Source organism: Psychromonas sp. SP041 (assembly GCF_000470315.2).
GTDB lineage: Bacteria > Pseudomonadota > Gammaproteobacteria > Enterobacterales > Psychromonadaceae > Psychromonas.
This window is the reverse complement of sequence record NZ_CBRF02000018.1, coordinates 1-20,468: the sequence shown is the minus strand read 5'-3', so window position 1 is coordinate 20,468 and position 20,468 is coordinate 1. Positions and strand designations below refer to the sequence as shown.

18 protein-coding genes are annotated in these 20,468 nt (G+C 35.4%); 9 read left to right on the top strand and 9 right to left on the bottom strand.

Annotation, left to right across the window (positions count from 1 at the left end; translation table 11 throughout):
• Position 1: 1 nt before the first annotated feature.
• Positions 2–1,198 carry a cytochrome c peroxidase gene (locus SP041_RS11425; protein ID WP_037048053.1) on the top strand — a complete coding sequence of 399 codons (1,197 nt, stop codon included), beginning with the start codon at positions 2–4 and terminating at the stop codon, positions 1,196–1,198.
• Between the two features lie 249 nt (positions 1,199–1,447).
• Entirely contained in the window at positions 1,448–2,086 is a 639-nt protein-coding gene (locus SP041_RS11420) for a PEP-CTERM domain protein (RefSeq protein WP_025563046.1), read from the top strand.
• A gap of 69 nt (positions 2,087–2,155) precedes the next feature.
• On the opposite strand, the gene ettA is transcribed toward SP041_RS11420, so the two are convergent.
• The 3 genes from ettA to SP041_RS11405 form a co-directional block, all read right to left on the bottom strand.
• A complete protein-coding gene (gene ettA, locus SP041_RS11415; RefSeq protein WP_025563045.1) occupies positions 2,156–3,835 on the bottom strand; it encodes an energy-dependent translational throttle protein EttA in 1,680 nt (559 codons plus the stop codon).
• 328 nt (positions 3,836–4,163) lie between these two features.
• Positions 4,164–4,418, bottom strand: coding sequence for a hypothetical protein (locus tag SP041_RS11410; protein WP_025563044.1), 255 nt, complete (start codon positions 4,416–4,418; stop codon positions 4,164–4,166).
• A gap of 61 nt (positions 4,419–4,479) precedes the next feature.
• Positions 4,480–4,728: a hypothetical protein gene (locus tag SP041_RS11405; protein WP_025563043.1), complete on the bottom strand. Its 249-nt coding sequence runs from the start codon at positions 4,726–4,728 to the stop codon at positions 4,480–4,482.
• 260 nt (positions 4,729–4,988) lie between these two features.
• Here SP041_RS11405 and fdhD point away from each other — a divergent pair, with 260 nt between their 5' ends.
• From fdhD to glgC, 6 genes are all read left to right on the top strand, one after another.
• Complete coding sequence (fdhD, locus tag SP041_RS11400) at positions 4,989–5,837, top strand: formate dehydrogenase accessory sulfurtransferase FdhD (protein ID WP_025563042.1); 849 nt, start codon at positions 4,989–4,991, stop codon at positions 5,835–5,837.
• A 67-nt stretch (positions 5,838–5,904) separates the two neighbouring features.
• Positions 5,905–8,208 (top strand): FdhF/YdeP family oxidoreductase, encoded by a 2,304-nt coding sequence (locus SP041_RS11395; protein ID WP_025563041.1) that lies wholly within the window; start codon positions 5,905–5,907, stop codon positions 8,206–8,208.
• 254 nt (positions 8,209–8,462) lie between these two features.
• Positions 8,463–9,728: a serine hydroxymethyltransferase gene (gene glyA / locus SP041_RS11390; RefSeq protein ID WP_025563040.1), complete on the top strand. Its 1,266-nt coding sequence runs from the start codon at positions 8,463–8,465 to the stop codon at positions 9,726–9,728.
• A gap of 361 nt (positions 9,729–10,089) precedes the next feature.
• Entirely contained in the window at positions 10,090–10,344 is a 255-nt protein-coding gene (locus tag SP041_RS11385; RefSeq protein ID WP_025563039.1) for a hypothetical protein, read from the top strand.
• A gap of 370 nt (positions 10,345–10,714) precedes the next feature.
• A complete protein-coding gene (locus SP041_RS11380) occupies positions 10,715–12,883 on the top strand; it encodes a hypothetical protein (protein ID WP_025563038.1) in 2,169 nt (722 codons plus the stop codon).
• Positions 12,884–13,276: 393 nt separating this feature from the next.
• Positions 13,277–14,539 (top strand): glucose-1-phosphate adenylyltransferase, encoded by a 1,263-nt coding sequence (gene glgC / locus SP041_RS11375; protein ID WP_025563037.1) that lies wholly within the window; start codon positions 13,277–13,279, stop codon positions 14,537–14,539.
• A gap of 162 nt (positions 14,540–14,701) precedes the next feature.
• Here glgC and SP041_RS11370 read toward each other — a convergent pair whose 3' ends face one another.
• From SP041_RS11370 to SP041_RS11350, 5 genes are all read right to left on the bottom strand, one after another.
• Positions 14,702–15,034 (bottom strand): chaperone modulator CbpM, encoded by a 333-nt coding sequence (locus tag SP041_RS11370; protein WP_025563035.1) that lies wholly within the window; start codon positions 15,032–15,034, stop codon positions 14,702–14,704.
• Positions 15,031–15,984, bottom strand: coding sequence for a DnaJ C-terminal domain-containing protein (locus SP041_RS11365; RefSeq protein WP_025563034.1), 954 nt, complete (start codon positions 15,982–15,984; stop codon positions 15,031–15,033). The genes SP041_RS11370 and SP041_RS11365 overlap by 4 nt, the downstream gene beginning before the upstream one ends.
• A gap of 343 nt (positions 15,985–16,327) precedes the next feature.
• Positions 16,328–16,630, bottom strand: a complete 303-nt coding sequence (locus SP041_RS11360; protein WP_025563033.1) for a DNA-binding transcriptional regulator — start codon at positions 16,628–16,630, stop codon at positions 16,328–16,330.
• Positions 16,623–16,994: a type II toxin-antitoxin system RelE/ParE family toxin gene (locus tag SP041_RS11355; protein WP_025563032.1), complete on the bottom strand. Its 372-nt coding sequence runs from the start codon at positions 16,992–16,994 to the stop codon at positions 16,623–16,625. Before SP041_RS11355 ends, SP041_RS11360 begins: the two co-directional genes overlap by 8 nt.
• Positions 16,995–17,815: 821 nt before the next feature.
• Positions 17,816–18,436, bottom strand: coding sequence for a hypothetical protein (locus SP041_RS11350; RefSeq protein WP_025563031.1), 621 nt, complete (start codon positions 18,434–18,436; stop codon positions 17,816–17,818).
• Between the two features lie 603 nt (positions 18,437–19,039).
• Between SP041_RS11350 and SP041_RS11345 the strand changes: the two genes are divergently transcribed.
• Positions 19,040–19,525 carry a hypothetical protein gene (locus SP041_RS11345; protein ID WP_025563029.1) on the top strand — a complete coding sequence of 162 codons (486 nt, stop codon included), beginning with the start codon at positions 19,040–19,042 and terminating at the stop codon, positions 19,523–19,525.
• A gap of 157 nt (positions 19,526–19,682) precedes the next feature.
• Here SP041_RS11345 and SP041_RS11340 read toward each other — a convergent pair whose 3' ends face one another.
• The gene (locus tag SP041_RS11340) at positions 19,683–20,039 is read right to left on the bottom strand and encodes a hypothetical protein (protein ID WP_025563028.1); all 357 of its coding nucleotides are present in this window, start codon (positions 20,037–20,039) and stop codon (positions 19,683–19,685) included.
• Between the last annotated feature and the right edge of the window lie 429 nt (positions 20,040–20,468).

The window sequence follows — 20,468 nt, the reverse complement described above, 5'->3', positions numbered from 1 at the left end:
AATGAAAAAACTATTTTATTGTTTATTAGTATTAGTCACTTGTAGCAACGCAGCGAATGCTGCCAATCAACTCACTGAAGCAGAATTAGGACAGATATTGTTTTTAGATACTGCCTTTTCTACTAACCGAACGATGTCTTGTTCGACGTGCCATGAACCTTCAAAAGGGTTTACTGACCATCGTGTAAATGCATCAAAAAACATCGTTTCGCTAGGCGATGATAGTGCATCACTAGGCTCGCGTAATACGCCGATGGCAGCCTATTCAAATACCTCACCGTCGTTTCATTTTGATGAGGTTTTAAAAGAATATGTTGGAGGACAATTCTGGGATGGTCGTGCCAATACATTAGCAGACCAAGCCATGGGGCCGCCATTAAACCCAGTAGAAATGGGCTTGCCTAATGCTGAAACATTAGTTGAACGTCTTAAAGAAAACCCTTTTTACGTGTCTACATTCAAACGTTTATATGGTGATAACGTTTTTGAACCATCATCTAAAGGTACAGTGTTACCGGCTTTTCAAGGATTTGCTAATGCATTACAAGCATTTGAAAATACTGAACAGTTTGCGACTTACGATAGTAAATATGACCGTTTTTTAAAAGGGGAATATGATCTAACAGTATTAGAAGATCTAGGTCGCACCTTATTTTTCTCAAATAACAATGTGAATTGTAATAGTTGTCATTTATTGAAAACAGAAGACAGTAAAAAAGAGCCTTTTACAAACCATCAATATCGTAATATTGGAGTACCTGCTAGCATCGATTTAATAAGTTTAGGGCATTTAAAAGCTGATTTTATTGACCATGGTTTATTAGAAAATCCAGCAGTAGACGACCCAAAATATGATGGTAAATTTAAGAACCCATCATTACGTAACGTCGCGGTTACTGGACCTTATATGCATAATGGTGTGTTTAAAGAATTGCGTACCGTGATGGAATTCTATGACCATTATAATAATGTTGAACGCTCTATTAACCCTGAAACAGGTAAACCTTGGCGAGCGCCAGAAGTGCCTACTACGGTAGACAAAGAAGATCTTACCGCACATGCATTATCCGATCGTAAAATCGACGCCTTAGTTGCTTTCATGAAAATCTTGACAGATAAACGTTATGAGCCGTTATTAGAAGCACAAGAAAAATTCGAAAAAGACAAGCTTGAAAATAAGAAGAAGGCGATTCACTAATTATCAAGCCCTCTTTACTGGTTAATCTCAGTCGCTTTCTGTTGTAAACCCAACAGAGCAACTATTATAAAATCACTATATCTATAGTAGTTGCTCTCTATTTTCTTGAACTGTCGGTTTATTTAACATTTTTCCTTTTTTACTTTTAAAAATTTTAATTAACCTCTTTAGTTTCAATTTATTATGATTTTTGCTTTTTATTTCTTTGTGGGTAGTTTTTGCCCAGTTAAATATTAAAAGAAAAAGTTAATGAGAAAAATCATCTCAATTATAGTGCCATTGTTATTTTCAATGGCTACACAAGCAACTGTCATTAGTCATAATACAATTGGGCAACAAGTATCTAGCTCTTATGCCATTGGTACTGTTACACAATATAACGATAGTTTATTTATATATTCAAATGGCGGTAAAAGTGATAGCAAAGTTGCCGCTTTTACTGGTACAGATAAGAGTGCTTTTGATAACATTTCAACGGGTAACGTAAACTCTGGATCTGCTTATCAAAATACCGTTACCGTGGATACTGGCTCAGTTTTTTCATTTGATTGGCTGTGGTATAGCGATGAAAAGTCAAATTCAACTTTTAATGATTTTGCCTTTGTTAACTTGAACTTAGGTGATCTAAATTGGCTTGCTGATACGTCGACAGCAGATTGGACAACAGGCAACTTTTCTTGGACTGCAACAGAGTCTGGTTTGTTAACTTATACCCTAGGGGTATTCAATGTTAATGACAATACTGTCAAATCAAAATTGGTAGTTAATAATATTTCTGTTTCAAATCCAATCTCAGTTCCAGCGCCTGCATCATTGGGGATATTTGCAGTAGCGATCCTTGGATTATTTGCTATTAATCGCCGTAAAAGAAACTTATCTAACAGCTAGATTAGAAAGTCAGAACATAAAAAAACCATTCAATTTGAATGGTTTTTTGTTTTCTGCTTTATTAATCTATTAACTTATCCGTTTGTATTTAATACGTGTTGGCTCAACAGCAGCTGCACCGTATGTTTTCTTCATCCATGCTTCATAATCACTGTAGTTACCTTCATAAAAGTTAACCTTACCTTCATCGCGGTAATCAATGATGTGCGTTGCAATACGGTCTAAGAACCAACGGTCATGCGAAATAACCATGGCGCAACCAGCAAAACCAAGCAGGGCATCTTCAAGTGCACGTAATGTTTCGATATCTAAATCATTGGTTGGCTCATCGAGTAACAATAAGTTGCCACCAGATTTAAGCAGTTTAGCCAAATGTAAACGTCCGCGCTCACCACCTGATAAATCACCTACGATTTTAGATTGGTCAGAACCTTTAAAGTTAAAACGACCTAAATAAGCACGGCTTGGTATTTCAATATTACCCACTTGAATAATATCGCTGCCGCCAGAGACTTCTTCAAAAACACTTAATTTATCATTCATGTGATCACGGAACTGATCAACACTCGCCATTTGTACTGATTCACCCACAATGATTTCACCAGAGTCAGGTTTTTCAGTGCCGTCTAACATTTTAAATAACGTAGATTTACCCGCACCATTGGCACCGATAATACCAACGATCGCACCTTTAGGAATACTGAAACTTAAGTCATCAATTAACACGCGGCCATCAAATGATTTAGTTAAGTTATTAACATCGATAACTTGATCACCTAAACGTTGGCCTGTTGGAATAAATAGCTCATTGGTTTCATTACGTTTTTGGAAATCTTGATTATTAAGCTCTTCAAAACGAGATAAACGAGCTTTGCTTTTAGACTGACGTCCTTTCGCGTTTGAACGAACCCATTCAAGTTCTTGTTCAATTTGGCGTTGACGTGCTTTCTCTTGTCCTGCTTCTTGTTTTAAACGCTCATCTTTTTGCTCTAACCAAGACGAGTAGTTACCTTCCCATGGAATGCCGTAACCACGGTCTAACTCTAAAATCCAACCTGCTACATTATCAAGGAAGTAACGGTCATGGGTAATGGCCACAACAGTTCCTTCATAATCATGTAAGAAACGTTCTAACCAAGCAACAGATTCCGCATCCAAGTGATTGGTTGGTTCGTCTAGTAATAACATGTCTGGTTTTTCAAGTAATAAACGACATAACGCAACACGTCGACGTTCACCACCAGACAGTACTTTAATCGGTTGATCCCAAGCTGGTAAACGTAGTGCATCGGCAGCACGTTCTAATTGATTATCAAGATTATGTCCGTCATGTGCTTGAATAATATCTTCAAGTTGTCCTTGGCGTTTTGCTAAGGCATCAAAGTCTGCATCTTCCTCAGCATAGGCTGCGTAAACGGCATCGAGTTCTGTTAGTGCAGATTTAACTTCAAATACTGCTTCTTCAACCACTTCACGTACATTTTTTTCAAGATCTAATACAGGTTCTTGTGCAAGGTAACCGATTTTAGTGCCGTTTAATGCGCGTGCTTCACCTTCAAATTCTTGATCGATGCCGGCCATAATACGTAATAAGGTTGATTTACCTGAGCCATTTAAACCTAATACGCCGATTTTAGCGCCAGGGAAAAAACTTAATGAAATATCTTTTAAAATCGTACGTTTAGGTGGAACGACCTTAGAAACGCGTGACATAGAATAAATGAACTTATCAGGCAATGCTTGAGCCATGGGGAATCCTTTATAATGAATAAAATAATTGTTAGCTATTGTAGAGTATCTACCAATCAACAAGCAACAGACGGTAATCGCTTAGGTAATCAAAAGTGATAAAAGTAGATTAATGATCAAGCAATTATAGCTTAGTGTGAAAAAGGATAGTGAGATCAGGTGAGTTGAGTTTGATAGTAATTAAAGCAAGCGTTTAGATTGAATAGGGCATCTCTATGTTTTTCTTTTTCAAAGTGATTAACTAAAATACTGCGAAGAAAAACAACTGTTAATAATTCAATTCTTATTATTTACAGGGGCTAGTTGAATTCAATTTTTTATAAATAGGTTATACAAAGCTTATTAAATATTTTTTTGCAGATTCAATCGTGGATAAAATTACCTTCGAGTTTTCGGGTATCCATATTGGCAGACACCATTGAGGATCTTTATTTTTCACACAAGAATAAGGTTGATAATTTCCATCGACTCTTTCATATATTATTTGTAGTTTATCAATATTAGGTAAATACTCTTCAAAGACAATTCTTGTTGAATTTTTTTGCTCAGTTTTTATCCAAATAGCGCCATATTTTTCAATCATAATTCTGGGCACAAAATAAAGCGATAATATTTCTCATTTTTATCCTTAATTATATTTTTTGTTAGACAATATTTATTATGATTATTTCTGCAATCTCTTCTGCTGAGTTTTTACAACTGATGAGTTGGTTTTCTTGATATTCTCCAAGATAAATATCTACATGACCTCGATCAGAATGAAGAGTAAATTGAACATAGTTATTCGAGATTATCACAGCCCAGCCCATTCCTGCTAACTGATAGTCAATAATTGACCATTTAGCGCCTAATAATTTCAAAACATCTATTAATTTAGCATCATAATCAGTCACTTTATTTGGTCCTTGTTCAATATTTTAAGGGGCATTTTTGTTGAAAGTAGCTTTTGCTCTTAATGAGGCGTTATAAAGCGACTATTTATGCTGCTAGTTAACTGTCCTAAATATTTTTTAGTAAATTGCTCATTAACTCTAAAAATTTTGTAAATAATATGTTATAAATCTGAATTCTACGAGTCATCCTCCTATTTGTTTTCTAAATAAATATCAGCCTGAATCATTTTTTTAAAAAAATAATTTATCAAGGGTTAGTAATGAGTTCAATGTCCTATCAGTATGTTAATCGACAACGTTATCGATTAACTCCAGAAGGAACTGTTGATCTGCGCTTGAGTGAAGATATTGTGATAAGTGAAGAACCGCTCAATATTGTATTGCATTGGAACTGCCCAAAGACGGGCAAGCAACTTGAAAAACCACTGATGGTAACAATGAGAACACCGGGGCAAGATGCCTTTTTGGTGACAGGGTTATTATTATCTTACGCGATAATTCATCATGCAGCAGATATCGAAAAAATCAGTTGTGAAGAGCATAATCAATGTGATGTTTATCTCGATAAACATATTCAATTCGATTGGAAAAGCTTAAGTCGTCAGTTTGTTAGCCATTCTGGTTGTGGAATTTGTGGTGCAAACGATGTTAAAAAGTTAGCACACACCTTTACACATAATATTGATGATAAAACTCACTGGTTGTCCATTAATCAACTCTTATCACTTTCTACAAAACTAAGAGAGCAACAAGCTTTATTTACCGCTACGGGTGGGGTGCATAGCGCGGGAATTTTTACCGTAGATAGTTGTTTGTCCGTTCAAGAAGATGTCGGCCGACATAACGCTGTAGATAAAGTCATCGGAGAATTGTTACAGCAAAGTTTGTTAGATAATCAGAATATATTAATGCTTAGCGGTCGTGTCAGTTTTGAGTTGATGCAAAAAGCAGTAGCGGCAAACATACCAGTAGTCGTTGCCATTGGTGCACCTTCAAGCTTGGCTGTTTCAGTCGCAAAACAATTTAATATCACCTTAATAGGCTTTGTGAGTGAATACACTTTTAATGTTTATCACGGTGATTTCCGTTTAATTAAAGCACAGTGTTAATCATTTTATTTATAACCATTTAATTTTTAATAACAACCATTAATCTAATTATCATAGGTAGGCCTTAATGACCGTTAAAAAATATACTGCAGCAGCTGGTGGATGGGGTTCACTAGCCAGTACAGCTAAACATTTATTACATAGTGAGAACGTCGCTAAAAACATATTAAATTTAATGAAAACCAATCAAGACCATGGGTTCGATTGCCCAGGTTGTGCTTGGGGTGAAGACAGCAAAAAAGATCGTTTCAAATTTTGTGAAAACGGTGCAAAAGCAGTTAATTGGGAAGCAACATCACGTCGTTTAACGCCTGAATTCTTTGCCGAATATTCAGTGTCCGCATTACGTAAACAAAGTGACTATTATTTAGAAGATCAAGGTCGCCTATCTGATCCTATGGTTTACCAAGCAGAAACAGACAAATACGTCGCTATTAGTTGGGATGACGCTTTTGCATTAATTGCCAAGCATTTAAATGGTTTAACCGATCCTAATCAAGCTGAATTTTATACCTCTGGCCGTGCTAGCAATGAAGCTGCTTTTTTATATCAGTTAATGATTAGAAAATTTGGCACTAATAATTTTCCAGATTGTTCAAACATGTGCCATGAAGCCAGTGGTTATGCTATGAAACAAGCGATTGGTGTCGGTAAAGGAACAGTAACACTGGAAGATTTCGACCACGCTGATGCTATTTTTGTTTTTGGTCAAAACCCAGGGACTAACCACCCGCGTATGTTGCATACCTTAAGTCATGCTGCTCAACGTGGTGCGAATATTGTGACGTTTAATACTTTAAAAGAGCGTGGTTTAGAGCGCTTTGCCAATCCACAATCGCCAGCTCATATGGTGTTAGGTGGAGAAACTAAATTAACTAACCAATATTTTACGCCTAATTTAGGTGGCGATATGGCTGCTGTGCGCGGTATGGTCAAAGTCTTACTAAAACGACATAACCAAGCACTTGAAAATGGCGACCGTGTCTTTAACATTAAATTTATTGAACAACACACTAGCGGCTTAGATGCTTATTTAGAACAAGTGGATGCCACACCTTGGTCTGACATTACTGCGCAGTCAGGTTTATCAAAAAAACAAATAAAATCTGCTGCGGATGTGTATCAACAATCAAAACGCGTTATTTTCACTTGGGCAATGGGTATTACACAACACAAACATTCTGTTCCAACCATTAATGAAATGACTAACTTACAATTACTGTTTGGCAATATAGGTAAAAAGGGCGCTGGTTTATGTCCTGTGCGTGGTCACTCAAATGTACAGGGCGACCGCACGATGGGAATTGATGAAAAGCCCAATAGTGTATTGTTAGATAACATAGAGAAAACCTTTAACTTTAAACCACCAGCAGAGCACGGACATAATGCCGTTCAAGCAGTGGAAGCTATGTTACGTGGTGACAGTAAAGTGTTCATTGGTTTAGGCGGAAACTTTGTTGCTGCAATGCCAGACTCTGAAATCACACGTCAAGCTATGAGCCGCTGTGATCTAACGGTTAATATCGCGACTAAACTAAACCGAACCCATTTATACCCAGGTAAAACCGCATTAATTTTACCTTGTTTAGGCCGTACAGATATCGATTTGCAACAAGGAAAGTCTCAAAAAATAACCGTAGAAGACTCATTCTCTATGGTGCATAGCTCTCAAGGTGTTATTAAAAGTGATATTCGCCAAATGCGTTCAGAACCCGCGATTATAGCTGGCATTGCGCAAGCAACCTTAGGAAGTTCGCCTATTAATTGGCTGGAAACGATTAAAAATTATGATTTGATTCGCGATTATATTAGCCAAACTATCCCAGGGTTTTCTGATATGAACCAACGCTTGCAAGCACCCGGCGGTTTTTATCTAGGTAATGCAGCAGGGCAACGAATATGGAATACAAATGATCAAAAAGCACAATTCCATAGCTCACCTTTACCCGATTCCATTGTGTCAGCATCACAACGAGCCTTAACTAAAAATCGTATCTTTGTGCTTCAAACACTGCGCTCTCATGATCAGTACAATACAACGATTTATGGATTTAAAGATAGATACCGAGGTTTAAGTGGTGATCGTAATATCATCTTATTGAATGAGAGTGATATCACTGCATTAGGGTTAGCCTCAGGTGATAAAGTCGATATCGAAGCATTATGGGGAGATGAAGTGGTCAGAGAAGTCACTAATTTTACAATACTGGCTTATGATATTCCGACGGGTAATGCGGCTGCTTATTATCCTGAAGCCAACCCATTAGTGGCGTTAGCTAATTACGGTGATTTTACGTTTACACCTAATTCAAAATCGATTGCTATTGTTATTTGTGCCGCGAAAAACCCTTTACCAGAACGTATTGTATAGAGGTAGTTTTAAAGCTTGAATTCCGCAGTATTTTCACTGAGTTTTTAAGTCGCAGTTTAATTAAAAAGGCAGTGAATGATTGATTATTTAGCTGATTAATCATTCATCTGCTTATTTTATTATTCCACATTATTATTCTTCACGTTCATCTCAGATATATTTCACATCATTTGCTCTATGCAATAGCACAAAGATTGCGTAAAATGCGCTACATCAAATTGACTTATACTTACAATTCCTAGCAGGAGATGCACATGTTTAACCGAGATATGAATATTGCTGATTACGATCCAGAGTTATGGCAATCAATGACTGATGAAGTACAACGCCAAGAAGATCACATTGAGCTGATTGCGTCAGAAAACTACACTAGTCCACGTGTTATGGAAGCACAAGGTAGTCAATTAACAAATAAATACGCTGAAGGTTACCCTGGTAAACGTTACTACGGTGGTTGTGAATATGTAGACGTTGCTGAGTCTCTAGCAATCGAACGTGCTAAATCTTTATTTGGTGCAGACTACGCAAACGTACAACCACATGCTGGTTCTCAAGCAAACAGTGCTGTTTACGCTGCATTATGTGCACCTGGCGATACTGTTTTAGGTATGAGTCTTGCTCACGGTGGTCACTTAACGCATGGTGCATCTGTTAGCTTCTCTGGTAAAGTTTACAATGCTGTTCAATACGGTATCAACCCAGATACAGGTGTTTTAGATTACGCTGAAGTTGAGCGTCTAGCGATTGAACATAAACCAACAATGATTGTTGCTGGTTTCTCTGCATACTCAGGTATTGTAGATTGGGCTAAATTCCGTGAAATTGCTGACAAAGTAGGTGCTTACCTGTTTGTAGACATGGCACACGTTGCTGGTCTTGTGGCTGCGGGTCTTTACCCTAACCCTGTACCATTTGCTGACGTTGTAACAACAACTACGCATAAAACATTAGGTGGCCCACGTGGTGGTCTTATCCTTGCTAAAGCGAATCCAGCACTTGAGAAAAAATTAAACTCAGCTGTATTCCCAGGCGGTCAAGGTGGTCCATTAATGCACGTTATCGCTGCTAAAGCGGTAGCATTTAAAGAATGTGCTGAACCTGCGTTTAAAGTGTACCAACAAAACGTGTTAGACAACGCTAAATCAATGGTTAAAGTCTTCCAAGATCGCGGTTACAAAATCGTATCTAACGGGACTGAAAACCACCTTTTCCTAGTTGACTTGATTGCTCAAGACATCACAGGTAAAGAAGCTGATGCTGCACTAGGTCTTGCTCACATCACTGTAAACATGAATTCTGTACCAAACGATCCACGTTCTCCATTTGTTACATCTGGTCTACGTATCGGTACGCCAGCATTCACTCGTCGCGGTGCAAACACTGCTGATGCCGCTGAACTAGCTGTTTGGATTTGTGACGTGCTTGATGCGATTAAAGATGAAGAAAAACTAGCTGCAACAATTGAAGCAGTTAAAGTTAAAGTTGCTAAATTCTGTGGTGAACACCCAGTTTACGCTTAAGTCTTAAATGACTCTCAATAGTCGGGTAAGTTAAGCTTGTTATAAAAACTTATTAAAACTATTTTAAGGCCGTAGTTAACTGCTTTAAATCCGTACTTGTTTAACAAGTGCGGATTTTTTTTGTCTAAAATTTACGTTCTATTTTACTTACATTTAACTGTGTTTATGTCTGGATGTATTTCTATTTCTGTGTGAGTGTATTTAAGAATGTCGTTAACACTGTCCTTGGTTAATAGATACGTACTTGATTAATAAACATATAGTCGCTAATAAATAATTATTGTTATCTTCTATCTTTGCATATTTTTTGCACAATCTTATTGTAGAGTAGCCAATAGTGTTAAATTTATTGGAGTACTTTATGAAAAAACTGATGCAAAAAGGTATGAAAAAAGCAACATTATTGATGGCAACTGTGGTTCTTTTGGCAACAACCGGATGTGCTCCTTTTTTCCACGATGGTCCTGGTGGCGGCGGTGGTCCTCGGTTTGCTGAACAGCAGTCGTATCTTTATGAAGGTAAAAATGAAGATGTACACCAAGTTATAAACGAAATGATCAGCCAGCATAAAGCGAATCAAGAAAAAGAAATTCAACTTGTTACGTCGTTAAACTAATCAAATTTTTAATGCCTCTTATTTCAATGCCTCTTATTTATAAGTACTACTTAAGAGGCATTACCTTACCAATATAATGCTAACTACTTATTCAATTTTTCATATCAATTTATTTATATGAACACTTCTCCAATACATTATAGGAGTGGCTTTTTCTGTGTGTAATGACGTCGACTAGTATGTATAAGTGGCATGTATTACATCTTTTTAGTTATTTTAATTTTAAAAAATTATTATAAAAAATAAATGTTAATTAGCTTTATTTTGATTTTATCAATAACATATCTTTGTTTTGATAAATGTGTTATTTTTCAACGCTTTTTTAAACCTAAATTCAATTTATTAGACTTAATTTATAAGGATTTTACAAGTGTATAATACCGCCGTAATGATATTCAACATTGTAGTAGTTATTATGATGATTTATTCATTGATCAACTATTTTTCACATAAATCAAATACAAAGCAAGCGGAAAAAAAAGCATCAAAACTTGCCAAAGAATTAAATAATTTACAAAGTGATGAAGTTGAGATTATTCAAGCGACCGCGGAAGAATTAGTTGTACTGGATCATTATTACAATATTGACACTAATGAACCTGCAACAATCATAGAGACGGATAGTGACGACATACAAATATCAAGCTTAACTGAGAACGGCCGTATTTCAGATTTAGTACTAACTGTTTTTGAAGCCAAAATTGAAATTCCATTTAACTTTCTCAATATATTAAAAAACAAGGGTATTTCTACCCCTGATAATTCTTTAGATCTTCCTAATCTTAAACTCGCAGTAATAGATGAAAAAATTTATCTATTATCTATCGGAGACTTAAGTTTGGTAGAAGAGTATCGTCAAGAAATTCCAGAGTTGAAAAAATGGGATAAAAAGCGTGAACTTGAAAAACAGGTCAGAGAACTTTCAAAAAATAACGTTCGGGGTCAAATAGATTCACTTCCATTGATTGTTACTGGTGAACGTGATGCAACAGAAAATGAAAACTGGTATTTTGATCCCTCTAATAAAGGAATTGCATATACCATTGTAATGGCTCTCATTTTTACCTTTGCGCCATTAAATGACCCTGAATTAGGTTTTATCTCACTGGCAGTATGCACTGCCACTTTTTTGATCGGTTTTATTATTTGGTATATATCAAATAAAGCAAAGAGAAAAAAATTCAAGGTCACGAAATTACGAGGGAAGTTTCATGAAATGGAGGAAAAAGAATATGGAGATTATGCCTATATTTATGATAATGAAAAAGTTGGAAAAACTACCTTTTCTATCCCAGATTATTGGCAATCAAAAAATAAATTTCCTTTGCAACAAGAAGTTAATTTTGAAGTGTTAAGTGGCACCAATGATATTGTCAGTATCGGTGATATTCACTCTTTAGAGAATAACTTTAAAACTCAACGTCCTACTCGAAAATACTTTCCATGGATGATAATAACATTAATTGTCTTTGCAATTAATTTATGTGTTGGTACAAACCTACAACAAGCTAAACTGGCTTTTCAAATGCTGTTTGCTCCCTCTGCTATTGAAATTAATACATTACAAGATTGGTCTTCCATTAAAGCAGGGCAGCACATAACAGCAAAAAATATTAATCGACAGTGTATATTAGTTAGCGAAGATACAGAGCCAAACGAGAGATGGACTGATATTTGTGATCAATTTAATATAGTAGATAAAGCCCCAAACACTGATTTCACTGCTGTCGCCAAACCAATTTTAGAGGACTTAAAAAAAGTCGTTGATACATTAACCTTCCCAACTATTTCAGATGCAGGATATGCTAGTTTCAACTTACGTATGAGATTAATAATTGCAATGCAAGGGGAGACAAATACTTCTGAGCCAATTCAACAAAGTTATATTGCTGAATATGATAGTAAAATATTATCCAGTTGGGCAAATTGGGTGGATAAAAATGATAAAGATAATCAGAAGATTAAAGATAAATTGCTTTCTATGTGGAACGTAATAAGTGACAAAGCTTGTACGGTTGATTGTTGGGATGAAATACTTCAAGGAGGCTCAGAAGAAAGCATGGGGTTATCATATGAAAGGCGCAATGAATTGTCAGCATTTAGCGCGGCAGTAGATAATTATGCCCAAAAAAAAACCAAAGAATTATTAATACAATGGAAAGACGCTTTAAATAGTGTAATGGCACCTGGAGAAAATAAAATTCAAGTTACTGCTGTTGGTATGGATACACCTCATGAATATTGGGATTCATTATTATATTCATATCAAAGAAATTATTTCAGGCGGAATAAAAGTGTTGAACTTATATCGACAATTATAAATTCGACTGAAGAATTACATAAAATGGAGTCAACCTCGATTATGTCTGTAGTGGTTAGTTCTATTCATCATGGTGAATCTGGCACTGAAATAGTTCTCGATTTAACTATGACAGACTATTTGTATATTAGTTATTTGATAAGAAGCGGTTTATTGCTTTTCATATTATTATTTGCACTCTGGATCACTCGAAAAGAGTTACATCCGCCAAAGTCGTAAAAAGAAAACATTACTATAATTTTATTTATATACTATGACTTGTTAACGACACAATGCGTCGTTAGCAAGTAGTTAACTATAACTTTGAGTTTTTATTAACTGCAGGTTAATAAAACCTATTTTTTCATTCTAGAAATGCTCAGTTAAATACTCAATTATTATAATAACTTTGAGTTATCAGCCATGCAGACTCTTCTTTTCTTAATCACTTCCTAGATCAGAATTTCAATAAAAACTCTCTTTAATTAGCCTTTATTCTCTTCATTGATGCAAGTCAATAGACCTTCTATTGTTCATAATTTAAGCTTGCTTGTTTAAATAATTAAGCGCCAAATGATCTATGCTTGATGGATGATAACGTCAGTGAAAATCTTTAAATTAGCTGGAGGACATATGTTAAATAACGATGATCGATATATCAGTAGTTTAAGTAAAGACACCTATGCAATAATTTTAGCCGGAGGTCGTGGGAGTCGTTTATTTGAGTTGACTGACCGCCGCGCTAAACCAGCGGTCTACTTTGGCGGTACATTTCGTATTATCGACTTTCCTCTTTCTAATTGTTTAAACTCAGGTATCGGTCGTGTTGGCGTCGCAACACAATATAAATCACATTCTTTAATTAGTCATATTCACCGCGGGTGGGGGACTTTTAAAGCTGATTTATCTGAATTTGTGGAAGTACTTCCTGCGTCCCCCCATAAATTAAACGATTGGTATACAGGTACCGCTGATGCGGTTTATCAAAATATAGATATTATTCGCAGCCATAAACCAAAATACATATTAATTTTATCGGGTGATCATGTTTACCGTATGGATTATGGTAAGTTGCTGATACAACATGTTGAGAATAAAGCGGATATGACAGTATGTTGTATTGAGGCAAGTGTCGAGGAGGCCGCGGGAAGTTTTGGTGTGATGTCGGTAGATGAAAAAAATAAAGTGATCGCATTTAATGAAAAACCAGCCAACCCTAAAGAAACGCCCAGTAAGCCAGGTGTGTGTTTAGCATCGATGGGTAATTATGTTTTTAATACAGAGTTTCTATTTGAACAGTTAAATAAAGATGCAATCAATCCTACTTCAAACCATGATTTTGGTTTAGATATTATTCCTTCTATTATTAAACAGTATGAGATCTTTGCTTATCCGATCGAAGACCCTGACGCGAGTAAACCGCCTTATTGGCGTGATGTAGGGACCATTGATGCACTGTGGGAGGCTAATATGGAATTAATAGAACCCAAGCCTCAATTCGATCTCTACGACCGATCATGGCCAATTTTTACTTACCAAAGTCAGCTACCGCCAGCTAAATTTATATTTGATAGTGCCACTCGCAGAGGGACTGCACTGGATTCAACAGTTGCTAGTGGGTGTATTGTTTCAGGTTCCACTATTCGTAAGTCGATATTATATTCGAGCGTACATACCCATTCTCATAGTGTCATTGAACAATCGGTATTAATGCCGGAGTGTGATATCGGTAAAAATTGTAAATTATTTAAAGTCATTGTCGATGCTAATTGCCGCATTCCTGCCGAGTTAACGATTGGTTACGACAGAGAAAAAGACATTGCGAGAGGATTTCGAGTCTCTGAAAAAGGTATTACCTTGGTCACTAGCGCCATGATTGAGGCACTAAAAAAATAGGATCACTATTTTCTGATATTTAATCTGCCGATATAACTCATTATGAAGAAAGCTGGTTCTTAAGAAAGATGATTATTAAGAAACTCATTATTAAGAAAGCTGATTAATAATATAAAAAAGGAACGAGGAGCTAAAAGCTCCTCGTTTATTATTCTCGCATTATTAATACTCAGTAAAACGGCTCAACTGTTGTTTAAAAAATGCATTTTCTTTTTGTAATGCATCTCTCTGTTGAATTAAATCGATAAGCAAGGCCACCGCAAGCCAGTCAATTTCTAAATCTTGGTGCAGCCGTACTGCTTTTTTTATCCAATAAACACTGGCCGTTTCAAACTCCCAATCAGGCTTTTTGTTGTTATCGGTAGCATCCGCGCTGATCGTCTTAGCAATGGGTTTAACAATACCGTTCTCAACGATTTCAATAATATGATGGCTTTCAATTCTTTCTAATTGACATAATTCACTGAGTGAAATGACCGTTAATCTGTGCATCATAAATATTCTCCCCATGAAACCCGAGGGTCAAAAGCTGATTTTTTTGCAAGCTCTTGCCATAACTGGTTTGCTTTATCATTGCTGACAGGCGGTATAATCACATTAATGATGACATAGAGATCGCCCAACTTACCTTTTCTTTTTAAGCCTTTACCTTTGACACGCAATTTTTTACCCGATTGAGTATTCGCGGCTATCGTCAACGTTACTTTGCCATCGAGTGTCGGCACGGTAACCTTAGTTCCCAGTGCCGCCTCCCAAGGAGCAAGTGGCAAGGTTAATATTAAATCATGTTTTTTTACATCAAAAAGGGGATGGCTGTTTACATGAATATGTAGATAAAGGTCACCCGGTTCACCTCCGCCATAACCCGGCTTTCCTTGGCCTTTAAGACGAATACGCTCACCATTAATAACACCTTGCGGTATTTTTATATTTAATTGTTTTTTAATCTGGCGTATTTTTCCACCTTCAGAAACAGGCAATTGATAGTGAACCGTTTTAATTTGTTGATGTAGTGTTTCTTGTAATGAAATAGCCAATTCTGTTTCAACATCTTGGCCTCTAGCGTGATGTGGTTGAGCTCTACCATTAAAATGGGATTGATCAAATCCACCATTAAATATGGAATTAAAAAAATCTGAGAAGTCCTGATCGGCGGCAGGATCTCCTTGAGAAGTATGATGGTTTTGTTGCCATCCAGGTGGAGGCTGAAACCCTTGGCTTGATTGATCTCCATATTCAAGCAATTCATCAAATTTTGCTCTTCTATCTGCATCCTTTAATACTTCATAAGCTTCAGCGATTTCTTTAAATTTGTCACCTCCACCTTCTTCTGGATGTAAGTCAGGGTGGTATTGTCGGGCAAGTTTTCGGTAGGCTATTTTAATATCTTTAACATCAGCATCTTTGCTGACTCCGAGTATTTTATAATAATCTTTGAATTCCATAAAACGACCTAAGAATAAAAGTATGAACAGTGTAAAACGTACTTTTAAGCTTACTCTTTAATTATTTTTTAATCACAAATTTATTAAATAATTAAATTTATAAAGGCTAGTTAACATCACACCAGAATGCGCAGGGTTATGATTAAATTGATAGATTTAACATGCAAATTAGTCTCTAAACTTTGTTGGAATAAGGCCTGCATTATTACTAGCACTATAGCTAAAACCTCCGCTCGGTTAGCTTGCTCAAATGACTTTATTATTTTTCTATGTAGGTGGTGGGCTTTATAGGCAAAAGGCAAGATCAGACCTGATTTTTTCTATTTTTTCAGATTGAGTCCGATCAAGCGATTATATCAAGGCCTTTTTTTTCAGCGAGTGATAGCATTTTTAATGCAGCACCTCTTGGTTTGCTGTCTCCTTGTTCCCATTTTTTTACTAATTTATCACTCACATTAAAATAACGAGCAAATACGGGTTGAGAAAGTTTATTTTTAAGTCTAAGAGCTCGAACTTGATCTGGCGTAAACTCATGCACACTAGTTAAACAAAGTGCATCAAACTTACGCATAGTCGTTTTATCTATCGCACCAGATTTTTGTAGGCCTTTAGCTGTTTTATGTACTGCTTTTAAAATATCACTCATTGTTTTCTACCTTAATAAGTTCGCCATTATTTACAAGTTGGTTTAGCTCATTCTGATCAAACCCTAGAAATTCTTTAGCTAACTCTTTTAGTGCTAATTTCTCTTTAGAATTAATATTCGCTTTGTCACTCTTGGCAAAGACATATAAGAAAAAATATTTATCGTTGATAACCGCTCCAATAATGGTTCGATAGCCGGCACTTTTTCCTTTATTGCCAGCAGCAATGCGTTTTTTATAAACACTACCACCTAAGTCTGCATCAAAAAGTCCTTGGCTCATTTCTTGACAGGCATTAATAAGATCATTATCAGATAAAACTAAGGTTTTTGTTAAAGAAACAAAAACCTTAGTTTTATAGATCAAAGTATACTCCAGTAGGGTATGATTTAAAAACAAATAAACTTGTATAAAAATTGAATTGAATTCAAGAAAAGTAATACCAAAATCGATTAAAGCTTTATCTCAATTTATTATCGCTCTTGAATTCAGTAACATGTTCATTGGTATAATAATAGTTGAAATATATTTGATTGTTTTGATAACTTAGATTCAAATAGTAAGTACAGAGGTTTTAGTTTATTTTCTTTTAAGTACCCAGAAAATTATCAATTGATAATTACTTGTCTGAATACTCATTCAATTTTGGTAAATTGTATCTCTTCGTGGAGTGATCATCTCAGCGTCCAATAAGGTAGACCATTGTGCAAGATAAAGTGATATTTTTGGCTATCAAAGTTAATGGGTGCCTTGCACTTTTTCTGGTCAGAGTGAGCCTAAGCCAAGCATCCTGTTTGGCATTTGCTAAAAGCAATGGATTATTTGGGAACGTTCAACGGTGGGGGAGTTGCAGCCACCTTTTGTTTTAGCTCGTCTGCGCTCGTCCAGTCTGTTTGATGTTTATTTACAGTGTTTTCGCCCTGTCGGCGAGTTCATTTTCTTTATACGAACAAAGAAAACAGAACCAAAAGAAACTCGCCCCAACTCGTTTTTTAATCTGAATAAATAACTACCTTCTTAACGCACCGCTCATACGCCACATCCATGTGGCGAACTGAGCTAGCAACGGCATCCATGCCTTAGCTTGCTAAAGGCACTCATTCATTCAGAAAAACTCAACGGAGGTGAATGGACGCAGCCAAGTTGAGTAAGGTTTTATTATAAGCAAAAAGCTAAAAGCCACTTTTTTATAAATAATCATTACCTACATACACCATAAAATCTGCTGTATATGCATCATCTGAAGAACCATCTGAGTGATTGTAGTTATACGGTAAAATAGAAATTCGCCAGCTCGACTTATTGTTGGTTACACATTCATGCATACCGAAGGCGCCAGCTTTCCATGCATTATACGCTAATTCGGCAAAACTATGTGTTTGTCTACCTAAAGCCTCCATTTTTAGAGTCCTAGAGAAAGAAACCCCTTTTGCATCAAGACTAAATATTTGTTTCGCACTATCTCGATAAACCAAGTTTAGGGTGCCACCTTGATATTCACAATATGCTTTTGCATTGTTCAAGGGTTTGTATAAATGGGTATCATTTAATTTGGTAAAGTAGGAGCGGAAAAAAATAATTTTATTTCCAATTTCACTACCATAAATTTCTGTCAAATGTGTTCTAAGTTGTTTTTCATGTGGATGATCTAATAAGCCTAACCCTGTTACGTCAAACTCTAAGGTTGAAGTAATAAATTCATTTGGAGATGAATACTCTTCTAGATCCTCATCACTAGGGACGGAAGACATATTTGTAGAACACCCAGTCATAGAACTTACAGCTAATATAATGAGTACTTTATTCATTTTAATTTCCTTATAATATTATGCAAAAATGAACTTAAATCTTATTTTCTACTAAGAATCGAATAGAGATTTGATGTAAATCTGCCTATATTTTCAATGGATAAGTGTAATGATTTAATTTTGATTAAACAACGCATAAAAAACAAATTATTCAATATGTTAAATGTAAATATAAAATTTTAATCATTTTAATGGGTGAAGTGATTCTGTATTAACAAACGAAATATGGAATGAATATTGAACTGTTTATAAAACAGTTCAATATTAAACTGAGGAGTAAAATATGAGATTTTGATTTTTAAATGCTGTTGCAGATAATATGTAATTGAAGCTTTATGCAGTAAAAAAATTAAAAATTAAAAATTAAAAATTAAAAATTAAAAATTAAAAATTAAAAATTAAAAATTAGGTCATGTACAAGAGTGAGTCATAGCTAGTTTTTTATAGGCTTGAATGGATGTTTTATATTCAATAGTTTATACGTTTTAATCTTGATAGGTAAGCTATCAAATTAGTAAAAAAATAAGAGGGTGCTATTATTGAATAATGAACAATAATTGCCACGATGCAACACCTTAAATTAACTGTAATAGGAATTGTTTTATGAATTTATTTAAATTATGTTTGATCAGTATCTTTTTTATACCTATGTTCTCTTATGGTATCGGCGGTGATGACCCAATTAACGGTATCGATATTATTATAAAGAAAAATCCTGGCTCAAAGCCAATTACAAATTTTTTTTTAGGTGATCATGTCATAAAAAAAGCAAATGCCCTAACAAGTAAAAAACGTTCTAATTATCTTACCAGAGCTATAAATGATCAGTTAAACAAGCAAACAGATGGGCAATTTAAAGGTAAAGAATGGCAGGGTGTACTATCCAAAAATATAAGCTCTATTAAGTGTTTTTCCTGTAAAGATGCTAAAATATTCAACTTTAAAACCAAAGAAGCTAGCTATAACATCCAAATAGTAATGAATAAGAGTGTGATAAATACAAAGCCTGGTAATGCTATTTTGAAAGAAAAAATTAGCTGGAATCCAGAAAAAGTTGCGCCTAGCAGATATTTTAAAAATCAAGAATAGTAAAAGAATGGGATCAGATTTTGTTTTTTCCTTTACAGTCAAAAGGTAAGATCTGGCCCTATTTTCTTACGATTTGTTGTTTCTTGGTCGAAAGATCAGATCGTGGAGTTAGCTTTTAGTTTAATTTTTATCCCGAGATCAGGTTAACTAATAAATATTAAATTTTTATTGTCGCTTCATAAATGCATATAAATCTTCCCACTTGGAATTCTCCATATGAAAAAATATGCAAATGCTGACCGTTATTATAAAAATATAGTTTTAACCCTTTTTTACTACCTTTATATATTGTTAATGAGCCTAGCTCAGTAACACCAAAATTTAAATCTAATATTATTTCTTCTATGTTTAGGGGGAATCTAATATTAGAGTTAATAAGGTCTTTTAGTGGTTTTAAGCTTCCTAAAGTAAAACTAATATTCTCCCCTCTAACAGAAAAGACAATAGTAATGTCTTTTTTGTTAATATCACCATCAAATAAATTTAGAGGTGTTTGATCGTAAAAATTATACATTTTGAAAGGCCTGATGTTTATTTACAGTGTTTCTGCTCTGTCGGCGACTTTACTTTCTTTCTGCCAGCAGAGAAAATAAGCAAAGAGACTGACTCCGATCGTTTTTAAATCTGAATAAATGACTACCTTCTTAACGCACTGCGCATACGCCACGTCCATGTGTGAACTGAGCTAGCAATAGCATACATGCCTTATCTTACTTGGAGGCAATCATTAATTAAGAAAAACTCAACGGGAGAGGGAACGTAGCCATATTGAGCAAGGTTTTTATTGTAACTCTTTGATATTTCTTATTTCAATGAATGGGTGCTGAGATGGTCACTCCACGAAGGCATCACAATGTGCCAAGATTGGATAAGTGTTCAGCAAATCAATCTAACCATGGAGTGACCAAAATGAAATGTAGCGTAATTAGTATCGACCTAGCAA